Source organism: Modicisalibacter coralii, assembly GCF_004117855.1.
Taxonomy (GTDB): domain Bacteria; phylum Pseudomonadota; class Gammaproteobacteria; order Pseudomonadales; family Halomonadaceae; genus Modicisalibacter; species Modicisalibacter coralii.
The window spans coordinates 81,903-94,276 of sequence record NZ_QWBW01000020.1 but is presented as its reverse complement, the minus strand read 5'-3'; the positions used below and the strand labels follow the sequence as shown (position 1 = coordinate 94,276).

The window sequence follows — 12,374 nt, the reverse complement described above, 5'->3', positions numbered from 1 at the left end:
GCCTCGCCGGCGTCCCGGCAAACTCCATGCGGACAAGGCGTACGATCATCGCCGTTGCCGCCGAGCCTGTCAGCGACGGGGCATTCAGCCCCGTATTGCTCGTCGAGGTGTCGAGGATAGTCAGCGACTCGGCTGCCATCGCTGGGTTGTCGAACGAACCTTTGCGTGGCTGAGCCGGATGAGGCGACTTACCACGCGCTATGAGCGGCGAGTCGATATCCATTATGCCTTTACGCTGTTGGGCTGTTCCTTGGTCTGTCTGAACAAGCTTCAAGGCAGGTTTTGAAAGGCGCTCTAAAGAGTCCGTGTGGAACTTACATCCACCCCTTTGGTCCATTGACACTATTATCCATAATGAACGCCGGCCTTTTTGATTGGAATCTAACAAGGTGAAACGTAGCACGAAATGGCTCTTTGCCGCGCTCCTGGTCATCATTACCATTAGCGCGACGCTCTTGCAATTCTCTGGCTTCAAAGACTTTGACTTGAGCCAACACAATGTGACCAATATCTCCTTCAGCTCAGGCAACGACACACTTTCCGGCTCTTTAGTCTTACCCAAAAAAGCACAATCACCGCCTATTGCGCTCATCATCCATGGCGACGGCCCGCAGGATCGCTTTTCCAACTCCGGCTACTTACCCTTGATAAACAGCCTATTATCTCATGGCATCGGCGTATTCACCTGGGACAAACCAGGAATCGGGAAAAGCACGGGAGATTGGTTACGACAATCCATGCAAGATCGCAGCAATGAAGCTCGAGCGGCTTATGCAGAGATCAAGTCCTTACCTCATCTAAAGAACAGCCCGATTGGCTTTCTGGGTTTCTCTCAAGCAGGCTGGGTCTTGCCAATTACCGATAACGAGACAAAACCCGCTTTTACCGTACTCGTAGGCGCTGCTGTCAGCTGGCGTCACCAGGGCGCCTATTACACCAAACGCCAATTAGAAACAGCGGGACTGAGCCCAGAGCAAGTCACCCAAAAAGTGACCGATAACCTAAAAGTGAATGACGCAGCATTTGCCAGTCCAGATACTGCCAACCCTAGCCTGCGTCCGGACATGTCCCGGGACCGTTTTGACTTTGTCGCCCGTAATTACGATAGTGACGCCACGCCATACCTCGGCTCAATGCAGGGGCCCATATTGGCTCTATGGGGCGCGGACGACAAGAATGTCGACCCACGCTATAATCAGGCCATCTACCATCAGAAACTGCACCCTGATCAAGAACAAGTAACGGCGATTATCAATCATGCCACTCATGGCCTATTGAAAGCACAATGGTTCAACTACCAGCTTCCCGCAGAGTGGTCTCTCTGGCGCAAGGGGTTGTTTATTTTAATGGGGCATCATGCCTACGCACCGCGTGCCTTGGATACGATCAGCATCTGGATCAACAAAGTCACTCAGGTAGACGCTGATTCCAAAGCCACGCCTTCCGTCGCCCAGGCCACCAATCAGTGAATCGTCGCCTTGATGGCCTGGGTGAAACCATGACCATCATTGATGAGAAAGCGCCGTTCGGCCTCGTGCAGCAATTAGGGAAATGCTGAATAAATCGACGAGCGAGATGAAGCGCGAGGCGCATGGAACGGAGAAAACGAGACATAACATGAAGTTAGGCGAGTTTTCGAGTACCACGCAACGAAGCGATTCGCTCGCGCAGGCATTTATGCAGCGTTTCCTTAGCAGCCCCGTTGCTGTCTTCTGAATAAAAAAAGAGCCTGGCACAGTACCGACTGTCCCCCCGTCATCGAGGAGACCGGCGCCGTAGGTAGGGCGACGCCAGCGGCCCGGCCAAGGCCGGGCACGCCGGTATCTCCATCAGAACCCTTCGCGGGGATTGATCCGGCGATTGACCACCCCGGGCGCACGCCGGTAGCGATCCGCCTCGGCGAGTTCGTCGGCCTCGAAGACGTCCGCCCCCACCGGGGTTTCGCCGTGACGGCGGTAGAGCGCGGTGAGCATCGCCTTGCGATCGCTGCGCAACTCCTTGACCAGCACGAATATCATGCCGTAGATGATGAAGGTGAACGGCAACGCCGAGAGCACCGCGGCCGACTGCAGCCCCTTGAGGCCGCCGGCGATCAACAGCGTCAGGCAGATCGCGGCGATCAGCAGCCCCCAGCTGATGCGCTTGAACAGCGGCGGGTTGATCGAACCGCCGTCGGTCATCTGGGAGACGATGTAGGTCGCCGAATCCGCCGACGTCACCAGGAAGATGAAGATCAGCAGCAGCGCGACGATCGACAGGCCGGCGGTGAACGGCATCAGGTCGAACATCTGGAACAGCGCCGAGGTGATGTTGTCGTCGGTGGCGGCGGCCAGGCCGACGTCACCGGTCAGCTCCATGTTGAGCGCCGCCCCGCCGAACACGCCGATCCACAGGCAGGCCAGCAGCGGCGGCATGATCAGCACGCCGAACACATACTCCTTGATGGTGCGCCCCCGCGAGATACGTGCCACGAAGGTCCCCACGAACGGCGACCAGGCGATCACCCAGGCCCAGTAGAAGACCGTCCAGTTGTTGGCCCACTCGCTGTGTTCGTAGGGCGAGGTGCGCAGGCTCATGCCGATGAAGTGCTGCAGGTAGTCGCCGATGCCCAGGGTGATGGTCTTGAGGATCGCCAGGGTCGGCCCGGTGACCAGTACGTAGACCATCAGCGCGAAGCACAGCACCAGGTTGATGTTGGACAACCGCTTGATGCCCTTGTCCAGCCCGCCCCAGGCCGAGGCCATGTAGCAGACGAACATCGCGCCCATGATGCTGAACTTCCAGAAGGCGTTCTCCTCGACACCGAACACCGACTTGAGCCCGCCGTTGATCTGCAGCACGGCCAGGCCGATGGAGGTCGCCACCCCCATGATCGTCGCCACCACCGCGAAGACATCGAGGGCCGGGCCCAGCTTGCGCAGCTTGGGCCGCTTGGCGGTCACCGACGACAGTACCGAGGAGACCAGCCCGGGCTGGCCCTTGCGGAACTGGAAGTAGGCGATGATCAGGCCGACGATCGAGAACGCCGCCCACTGGTGGATACCCCAGTCGAAGAAGCTGTACTGGATCGCGTAGCGTGCTGCTTCCGCGGTCTCCGGCTCGCGATCGCCGAACGGCGGGTGCAGGTAGTGGGTCATCGGCTCGGCCATGCCGTAGAACACCAGCCCCACGCCGAAACCGGCCGCCAGCAGCATGGCGACCCACGAGAAGAAGCTGTAGGAAGGCTTGGAGTCCTGTGGCCCCAGGCGGATCTTGCCGTACTTGCTCAGGGCCAGCGCGATCAAGAAGATCACGAAGCCGAACACCGAGAACAGATAGAACCAGCCGAAGTAGCGGCCGATCGTCTTCAGTGCCGTATCCGCCACCGCACCGAACTGATTGGGAAATGCCGCGCCCACCGCCACCAGGGCGAAGATGATCAGCGCAGAGCTGAAAAAGACGCGTTGCCGTCCGAATTTGGCCATGGAATGTCCTCTTCCTGAGTATTCGCGTTTTCCTGGGCTTACGCTTACGCTGCCTGCAGTCGCTTCTCACTCCACCGCGGGCGTGCCGACTCGCCCCGACATCGCTGGAATTTCACGACATGCCCCTACCAAGGTCGTTCAGATCGCTGGCTTCCGCCACCGCTTGGCTCGATCGGTTGGCAGCGTCGCGTCATGCATTGGTCGTACTGTTCGTCGCCTCGATGCTCGAGACGCTGCTGGTGCCGATCCCCATCGAGCTGATCCTGATACCCTGGATGATGACCCACCCGGCTGCCAAGTGGCGACTCGCCGCGGTGGCGCTGGCCGGCAACCTGAGCGCGGCGCTGCTGGGTTATGCCCTGGGTGGCCTGGCCATCGCGCAATGGGGCGACACCCTGATCCCGCTGTTCGGTGGGCAGGCGGCCTACGACGCCTTTGCACAGCGTGTCTCGGAGGATGGCTTCCAGGCGATCGTCGCCGTGGGCATCACCCCGGTCCCCTTCCAGATCGCCATGCTGGTCGCCGGCGCCAGCGACTACCCGCTGCCCCTGTTCCTGCTCGCCGCCCTGCTGGCCCGCGGCGTGCGCTACTTCGGCCTGGCGGTACTGGTCGCCGTGGCCGGCGAGCGCGCCACGCGCCTCTGGAAACGGCACGCCCGGCCGGTGGGGGCGTTCGGCCTGGTGGCGTTCGCCGTGTGGGGCTACTGGCAGATAGCCCAGTAGGAACGACCCAGTGAGCCACATCGACCGACCCGCTGACATGGCCACGCCGCGTTAAGCATTCGTTAAGCCCGCTTCGCCACTCTACCCTCGAGTTCCTTCGCCGAGGGTGTCGTGATGCACGAACCGCGCAGTCCCCGTTCCACCCCCGCGCTCGGGCCCCTGGCCTGGCGCGAGGCCGCCGACGCCGAGCGCGCCGAGCTCGAACGCTTCATCGCCCAGGGTTACGCCCGTGAACACGGCGCCGCCCTCAGCCACTTCCAGCCGCGCCTGTTCGGCCTGTGGCAGGAACACCATCTGCAGGCCGCCCTCGGTGTGCGTCACGCCGCGGATGATGCGCTGTTTCTCGAGCGCTACCTGGACGAGCCGATCGAACAGCGCCTCGGCGAGGCGCTCGGCGTCACGGTCGACCGCGCGCACATCGTCGAGGTCGGCAATCTCGCCACCCTGCGCCGGGGCCTGCTGCGACCGTTGATCGTCACGCTGATCGAGACGCTGGTCGCCGAGGAGATGCAATGGCTCACCTTCACCGCCACCCGTCAGGTACGCAATGCCTTCCGGCGACTGGGCCTGGAAGCCTGGCCACTGGCCGAGGCCGACCCGGCGCGGCTGGGCGCGGAACGCACCGACTGGGGCCGCTACTATGCCAACGCCCCGCTGGTGATGGGCGGCGACATGCTAACCGCCTGGCGACACCTGCAGGCACGCGCCGGGGCCCTGACCAGCCTGAACGTCGCCCCCATCGTGACGCGCCCGGCCGCCGCGTCCGGGCATGGCGACGCACCGCGGTGGGGAGTCGGTCATGTCTGAGCGCTTTTATCGCCGCCTTGCGGATCTGGCGCGATCGCGCCCGCAGCACCTCGCACTCGAGGGTGCCGAACGGCGAGTGGACTACGCCTCGCTGATCGCCGAGATCGAGGCTCGCATCGCCCGCCTGCGTGCCGCCGACGCCAGCCGCGTCGGCCTGGCGCTGGACAACGGCGTCGACTGGGCGCTCTGGGACCTGGCGCTGCTGTTCGCCGGTATCGTCAACGTGCCCCTGCCGGGCTTCTTCTCGGCCACGCAACTGACGCACGTTGCCGACCAGGCCGGGCTCGACACCCTGATCGGCCCATCCGCACTCGGCGAGGCGCTGGGCTTCAGCCCCGGAACGGATGCGGCGCTGTGGCAACGCGGGGTCGATGCGCCGCCCCCGTTGCCGACCGGGACCGTCAAGGTCACCTTCACCTCCGGCACCAGCGGCGCGCCCAAGGGTGTGTGCCTGGACGCCGAGGCCCCGTTGCGCGTCGCCGAGAGCCTGGCCGAGGTGGCCGACGAGTGCGGCGTGCAGCGCCATCTGGCCATGCTGCCGCTGGCCACCCTGCTGGAGAACATCGGCGGGCTCTACGCGCCCCTGTGGCTGGGTGCCACGAGCGTGCTGCCCGGCCTGGCGACGCTCGGCTGGCAGGGCGCCAGCGGCTTCGACGTCGCCCTCGCCCACCGCCAGCTCGAGACACACCGCCCCCACAGTCTGATCCTGGTACCGCAACTGCTCGAGGCGCTGCTCGCCACGTCGCGGCAATCGACGAACCGTGAGGCACGCTTCATCGCCGTGGGCGGCGCCCGGGTGGCGCCGAGCCTGCTCGAAGCGGCCCACGCCGCCGGCTGGCCGGTCTTCGAAGGTTATGGTCTTTCCGAGTGTGCCTCGGTAGTGACCCTCAACCGCCCCGGCGACAATCGTCCCGGCAGCCTGGGGCGCCCGCTGCCCCACGCCCGCCTGACCCTCGCCGACGACGGCGAGATACACGTCGCCGGCAACCTGATGCTCGGCTATCTGGGCGACGCATCGCCGATGCCCACGGCCTGGCCCACCGGCGACCTGGCACGCTGGGAAGACGGGCACCTGATTCTCGAGGGGCGGCGCCGACAGTTGTTCATCACCGCCTACGGGCGCAACGTCGACCCGGCCTGGGTCGAGGCCGAACTCACCGCCGAGCCGGCCATCGCCCAGGCCTGGGTGCACGGCGAGGCCCTGCCCGCCAATCGCGCCCTGCTGGTGCCGGCACGCGCCGATCTCGACGAGACGCGCCTCGCGACGGCCGTCGCCGCGGCCAATGCCCGGCTACCGGACTATGCGCGAATCACCCACTGGCGTCGTGCCGCCCCCTTCAGCGCCACCGAAGGCCTGATCACCGCCAACGGCCGGCTGCGCCGCGAGGCGCTGGCCGCGCGCCATCGCGACTGGCTCGAGGCCCCGCTCGACGCTGCCGCTGTTCCCCATTCCGGCCCATCACTCCCCGGAGGAGACCCCATGAGCCCCTATCAACGCCTTCAGCAGGCCACCGCCGACTCGCGCACCTGGCTGCTCGCCGCCCCGATCCTTCAACGTGCTCTGGAGGGGCGCATCAGCCACGACGAGTACCTCGCCTTCCTCGGCCAGGCCTACCACCACGTCAAGTACACCGTGCCGCTGATGATGGCCTGCGGCGCACGCCTCCCCGAGCGCCTCGAGTGGCTGCGTGGCGCGCTGGTCGAGTACATCGCGGAGGAGTACGGCCACCAGCGCTGGATCCTCGACGACATCCGCAACGCGGGCGGCGACCCGGACCATGCGGCCGCCAGCCAGCCGGCACCGGCCACCGAGCTGATGGTGCGCCACGTGCGCGACGTCATCGCCCACGACAATCCGGTGGGCTTCTTCGGCATGGTCTTCGTCCTCGAGGGCACCAGTACCGCGCTGGCCACCCGCGCCGCCGGCGCGATCCGCGACGGCCTGGGGCTGCCCGAGGGCGCGTTTCACTACCTCGAGTCCCACGGCGATCTCGACGTCGGCCATCTGGCGTTCTTCGAGGGGCTGATCGACCGCCTCGACGACGCGGCCGATCTGCAGGCGGTGATCGACACCGCCAACATGGTCTATCGCCTCTACGGGGCGATGTTCCGCGGGCTCGACGCCGGCGGCGATCCCACGGAGGCACTCGGCCATGCACTGGTCTGATCGACGCATTCTTCTCACCGGCGCCAGCGGCGGTATCGGTCGCGCCCTGGCCGGCGAACTGGCACGCCGCGGCGCGCGACTGCTGCTGGTGGGCCGCAACCCGGCGGCGCTGCAGGCACTGGTCGACGAACTGCCGACAGACGCCGACTGGCGGGCCGTCGACCTGTGCGACGCCGAGGCCCGCCGGGGTCTGGTCGAGACCGCCCGCGAACTCGACATCGACATGCTGATCAACGCCGCCGGCGTCAACCGCTTCGGGCTGTTCGCCCATCAGTCGCCGGAGAGCGTGAGTGAGCTGATCTCGCTCAACGTCACCGCCACGCTGCAGCTCACCCAGGCGATGCTGCCGCTGTTCAAGGCCGCCGACGAGGCCTGGGTCGTCAACCTGGGTTCGACCTTCGGCGCCATCGGCTATCCCGGCTACGCCAGCTACTGCGCCAGCAAGGCCGCACTGCGCGGTTTCTCGCAGGCCCTGCGCCGTGAGCTCGCCGACACCGCGATTCACGTTCACTACGTCGCCCCGCGGGCCACCCGCACGGCGATGAACGATGCCACGGTCGATGCCCTCAACGCCGAACTGGGCAACGCCATGGACAACCCCGAGCGGGTCGCCGAGGCGATCGTCCGCGCGGTCGACCAGCGTGCCGCCGACCGCCACCTGGGCTGGCCGGAACGGCTCTTCGTGCGCCTCAACGCCGTGGTGCCCGGCCTCGTCGACCGGGCGCTGCGCCGTCAGCTCGCCACCATCCAGCGCTTTGCCAGCCGCCCCTGACACGCAACGAGAACGCCGGAGAATGCTCATGTCCGCCACATCCCGAATCCATCGTCACGCCCGCCGCGGCGCGGCCATCGCCGCCCTCGTCGGCCTGACACTCGGTCTATCGAACGCCGCCTCGGCAATCAGCGATACCGTCGCCGGCGGCGTCCACGAGCTGCAGAGCCGCTGGGCGCAGATCCAGTACAAGACCCCCGAAGAGCGGCGTGTCGACGGCTTCGATCAGCTCTACCAGCGAGCCCGGGCACTGATCGACGCCCACCCCGGCGCCGCCGAACTCTACATCTGGGCGGGCATCATTCGCAGCAGCGAGGCCGGTGCCAAGGGCGGCCTGGGCGCCCTGTCACTGGTCAAGGAGGCCAAGGGCGATCTGGAGAAGGCACTGTCGCTCGACGCCAATGCCCTCGAAGGCTCGGCCTATACCAGCCTCGGCGCCCTCTACTATCAGGTGCCCGGCTGGCCGATCGGCTTCGGCGACGACGACAAGGCCAAGGTGATGCTGCAGAAGGGACTGACGCTCGACCCCGACGGCATCGACCCGCTCTACTTCTGGGGCGACTACCAGCACGACCAGGGCCACGACGCCGAGGCCCGCCGGGCACTGCAGAAGGCGCTACAGGCGGCGCCACGCCCGGGCCGCGAGGTGGCCGACCAGGGACGTCGCGCGCAGATCCACGAACTGCTCGAGGCACTGGACTGAGCGGCCGACGGCAGACCTTGCGTTGTCGGGCATACGCCCCCAGAGTGAAGAAATATTGAGCCGACTAACGACTCTCCCGTCTTCACCGAGGTGCCCATGTCCCGACTCGCCCAAACACCGCTCTCCGTGCTCGACCTGGCGCCGATCCGCCAGGGCGGCAGCATCCGCGAGACCTTCGACAACAGCGTCGACCTGGCCCGCCAGGTCGACGACCTGGGCTTCACTCGCTACTGGCTGGCGGAGCATCACAACATCGACGGCATCGCCAGCGCCGCGACCAGCGTGCTGATCGGCCATGTCGCCGGCGCCACCTCGCGCATTCGGGTGGGCTCCGGGGGCATCATGCTGCCCAACCATCCGCCGCTGATGATCGCCGAACAGTTCGGCACCCTGGAAACCCTCTATCCCGGACGCATCGACCTGGGACTGGGTCGTGCGCCGGGCTCGGACGGCGCGACCATGGCGGCGATGCGTCGCGATCCCTACGCCGGGGTCAACGACTTCCCCGACCGTCTCGACGAACTGCGCCGCTATCTCGGCGATGCCACGCCGGACCAGCGCGTCAAGGCGGTCCCCGGCCAGGGCACCCACGTGCCCCTTTGGCTGCTCGGCTCGAGCGGGTTCAGCGCCCAGCTCGCCGCCCGCCTGGGGCTGCCGTTCGCCTTCGCCGCGCAGTTCGCACCCGGCTATCTGTTCGAGGCGCTGCATCTCTACCGCACCCAGTTCCAGCCCTCCGCGGTGCTCGATGCACCCTACGCCATGGTCGGCATGCCGCTGATCGCCGCCGACAACGACGACCACGCCGATTACCTGGCGACGACCTCGCAACAGAAGTTTCTCAATCTGATTCGCGGTCGGCGCACCGTGGCGCTGCCGCCGGTCGAGGCGCTCGACTGGACGCCGCAGGAGCGCGCGGCGGTGGCGCAGAACCTGGGCGCCGCGGTGGTCGGCGGTCCACAGACCGTCAAGGCGGGGCTGGAGCGTTTCCTGGAAGAAACCCAGGCCGACGAACTGATGGTCGTCACCGACGTCTACGACCACCGGGACCGGCGGCGTTCCTTCGAGATCCTGGCCGAGGTATGGCAGAGCGCCTGAGTCTCGCTCCCCCGGAAACGACGACACCCGGCGCAGGGCCGGGTGCGTGGGTCTTGAAAGCGAAAAGGCGTATCAGCCGAGGCGCTTGGCCAGCAGCCCTTCCAGCTTCTTCTGGTCGGCGGCGAAGGTACGAATGCCTTCGGCGAGCTTTTCGGTCGCCATGGCATCCTCGTTGTGCTCCCAGCGGAACCGGGCTTCCTCGATCCGGCCCGGGTGCTCGGCGCGATCGCTCTGGTCGGTGACCTTGCGCGTCACCTCGCCCTCGGTGGAGGAGAGCTCTTCCAGCAGGGCCGGCGAGATGGTCAGGCGGTTGCAGCCGGCCAGCGCCAGGATCTGGTCGGTGTTGCGGAAGCTGGCGCCCATCACCACGGTCTGGTAGCCGTAGCGGCTGGCATAGTCGCACACGCCACGCACGAACTTGACCCCCGGGTCTTCGTCCGGCGCGTAGGATTCGGTGCCGGTGGCCTTCTTGTACCAGTCGGTGACGCGGCCCACGAAGGGCGAGATCAGGTAGACGCCGGCTTCGAAGCAGGCGCGGGCCTGGGCATCCGAGAACAGCAGCGTCAGGTTGCAGTTGATGCCCTCCTTCTCGAGCTTCTCGGCGGCGCGGATGCCTTCCCAGGTCGAGGCGAGCTTGATCAGCACGCGATCCCGGGAGACGCCCTGCTTCTCGTAGAGCGAGATGAGGTGGTGGGCCTTGTCGATGCTGGCCGCTTCGTCGAAGGAGAGCTTGGCCGCGACTTCGGTGGAAACGCGCCCCGGCACGAGCTTGGTGATCTCGCTGCCCATCGCCACCGACAGCCGGTCCACCGCCTCTTCGATGCGCGCGTCGGGGTCGGCCACCTCGGCCTTCACCGCGGCCAGGGTCTCGTCGATCAGGGCCTGATAGCCGTCGAGATCGAAGGCCTTGAGGATCAGCGACGGGTTGGTGGTGGCGTCGTGCGGCTGATAGCGACGGATGGCGTCGAGGTCGCCGGTGTCGGCGACCACCATGGAGAGGCGTTTCAGCGCGTCGAGTTGGGTCATGACGTATCGTCCTGCATGTCGATCAATGGAGACGGTCCCGATCGGGGCCCCACGCAGGGGCATCGGCACCTGTCGAATTCGCCGGCGGTCACGGCGCGATGGCGTAGCGCTCGGCCAGCGCCTGCCGGTAGCGTCGATAGAGGGCATCATAACGCGTTCGGGGCTCGCTGCGGGGCCGGGTCCGGGTCTGTTCGTCGAGACTCACCAGCCGTTCGCAGAGTGCCGCCAGCGACGCCTGGTCGCCGCGCTCGGCGGATTCGCACCAGGCCGCCTGGATCGCCGCCCCCAGCGCGGCGGCCTCGGTGATCGTCGGGCAGACCACCTCCACGTCCAGCACGTCGGCGACGATCTGCCGCCATACCGGGCTCTTGGCACCGCCACCGACCAGCCGCACCTGACTGGCGTCGGCGGCCAGCGGGCCGAGCAGCTCGAGCCCGTAGCGCATGCCGAAGGTGGCGCCCTCGACCACCGCCCGGCACAGGTTGTCGACGCTGGTGTTGAGACTGGTCAGGCCGACGAAGCTGGCGGTGGCATGTGGCAGGGCGGGCACCCGTTCGCCGTTGAAGAACGGCATCACCATCACCCCGTCGGCGCCTACCGGGGCCGCCGCCACCCGCTCGCCGAAGGCGGCCACGTCGAGCCCGAACAGCTCGCGCACCCGGGTGGTCGCCGAGGTCACGTTCATGGTGCAGACCAGCGGCAGCCAGCCGCCGCTGCTGGCACAGAAGTTGGCGACCATGCCGTCGGCATCGATCACCGGCGCCTCGGCGTAGGCGCACACCGTCCCGGAGGTGCCCAGGCTCAGCGTCACCAGCCCCGGGGCGATGTTGCCGGTGCCGATCGCCGCCATCATGTTGTCGCCACCGCCGCTGGCGACCAGCACGTCGTCGGCGAGCCCCAGCTCGCGGGCCACGGCGGGACGCACCCGGCCCACCGGCTCCCGGGAGTCGATCAGCCGCGGCAGCACGTGGTGCGGATCGAGCTCGGGGGCGACGGCCGCGAATACCTCGTGATGCCAGCGACGCGCCCGGGTGTCGAAGTAGCCGGTGCCCGAGGCATCGCCACACTCGGTGACCCGTTGGCCGGTGAGCCAGAAGTTGAGATAGTCGTGGGGCAGCAGCAGGGTGTCGATGCGCCGATAGGCCTCGGGATGGCACTCGCGCAGCCAGGCTACCTTCGACGCGGTGTAGCCGGTCTGCAGCAGCAGCCCCAGCTTGTCGATGCAGCCCTGCGGCCCGCCCAGCGTCTCGATCAGCGACTCGTTGTGCAGCGCCGTCTCGGTATCGCACCACAGCTTGGCCGGGTACACCGGCTCGCCCTCGGCATCCAGCGCGACCATGCCGTGCTGCTGGCCGGAGACGCCGATGGCGCGGATCGAGCCGGGATCGATGCCCGCCGCGGCCACCGCCTCGGCGAAGGCCCCGCGCAGGGCGTCGAGCCAGTCGTCGACCGATTGCTCGCGACGCCCGCCGTCGCCCTCGACCAGCCGATGAGGCCGGCTGCCCTCGCCGACGATCGTCGCGCGCTCGGCATCGACGATCACCACCTTGGTGCTCTGGGTGCCGCAATCGACCCCTAGATACATGCCCGACTCCTTATCCACCCGCGTCCCGTTCGC

Annotated in this window: 11 protein-coding genes; 8 read left to right on the top strand and 3 right to left on the bottom strand. The window is 66.7% G+C overall.

Going from position 1 to position 12,374, the window contains the following annotated elements:
* Both D0901_RS12555 and D0901_RS12550 read left to right on the top strand, forming a co-directional pair.
* Positions 1–286: transposase (locus tag D0901_RS12555; RefSeq protein WP_162500855.1), on the top strand; the 286-nt coding region annotated here is incomplete at its 5' end.
* 103 nt (positions 287–389) lie between these two features.
* A complete protein-coding gene (locus D0901_RS12550; protein WP_129140637.1) occupies positions 390–1,469 on the top strand; it encodes an alpha/beta hydrolase family protein in 1,080 nt (359 codons plus the stop codon).
* 360 nt (positions 1,470–1,829) lie between these two features.
* On the opposite strand, the gene D0901_RS12540 is transcribed toward D0901_RS12550, so the two are convergent.
* The gene (locus tag D0901_RS12540; RefSeq protein WP_129140636.1) at positions 1,830–3,464 is read right to left on the bottom strand and encodes a BCCT family transporter; all 1,635 of its coding nucleotides are present in this window, start codon (positions 3,462–3,464) and stop codon (positions 1,830–1,832) included.
* Between the two features lie 197 nt (positions 3,465–3,661).
* On the opposite strand from D0901_RS12540, the gene D0901_RS12535 reads away from it, so the two are divergent.
* From D0901_RS12535 to D0901_RS12510, 6 genes are all read left to right on the top strand, one after another.
* Positions 3,662–4,186: a YqaA family protein gene (locus D0901_RS12535; protein ID WP_233440418.1), complete on the top strand. Its 525-nt coding sequence runs from the start codon at positions 3,662–3,664 to the stop codon at positions 4,184–4,186.
* Between the two features lie 114 nt (positions 4,187–4,300).
* Positions 4,301–4,993, top strand: a complete 693-nt coding sequence (locus tag D0901_RS12530; RefSeq protein WP_129140634.1) for a thermostable hemolysin — start codon at positions 4,301–4,303, stop codon at positions 4,991–4,993.
* Positions 4,986–7,160: an AMP-binding protein gene (locus D0901_RS21400; RefSeq protein WP_129140633.1), complete on the top strand. Its 2,175-nt coding sequence runs from the start codon at positions 4,986–4,988 to the stop codon at positions 7,158–7,160. Before D0901_RS12530 ends, D0901_RS21400 begins: the two co-directional genes overlap by 8 nt.
* Positions 7,147–7,932, top strand: coding sequence for an SDR family oxidoreductase (locus D0901_RS12520; RefSeq protein ID WP_129140632.1), 786 nt, complete (start codon positions 7,147–7,149; stop codon positions 7,930–7,932). Before D0901_RS21400 ends, D0901_RS12520 begins: the two co-directional genes overlap by 14 nt.
* Before the next feature lie 28 nt (positions 7,933–7,960).
* Positions 7,961–8,635, top strand: coding sequence for a tetratricopeptide repeat protein (locus tag D0901_RS12515; protein WP_129140631.1), 675 nt, complete (start codon positions 7,961–7,963; stop codon positions 8,633–8,635).
* Positions 8,636–8,731: 96 nt separating this feature from the next.
* On the top strand, positions 8,732–9,730 hold the full coding sequence (locus tag D0901_RS12510) for an LLM class flavin-dependent oxidoreductase (protein ID WP_129140630.1): 999 nt from the start codon (positions 8,732–8,734) through the stop codon (positions 9,728–9,730).
* A 72-nt stretch (positions 9,731–9,802) separates the two neighbouring features.
* Here D0901_RS12510 and tal read toward each other — a convergent pair whose 3' ends face one another.
* The gene (gene tal, locus D0901_RS12505; RefSeq protein WP_129140629.1) at positions 9,803–10,756 is read right to left on the bottom strand and encodes a transaldolase; all 954 of its coding nucleotides are present in this window, start codon (positions 10,754–10,756) and stop codon (positions 9,803–9,805) included.
* 88 nt (positions 10,757–10,844) lie between these two features.
* The gene (xylB, locus tag D0901_RS12500; RefSeq protein WP_129140628.1) at positions 10,845–12,341 is read right to left on the bottom strand and encodes a xylulokinase; all 1,497 of its coding nucleotides are present in this window, start codon (positions 12,339–12,341) and stop codon (positions 10,845–10,847) included.
* Positions 12,342–12,374 lie beyond the last annotated feature (33 nt).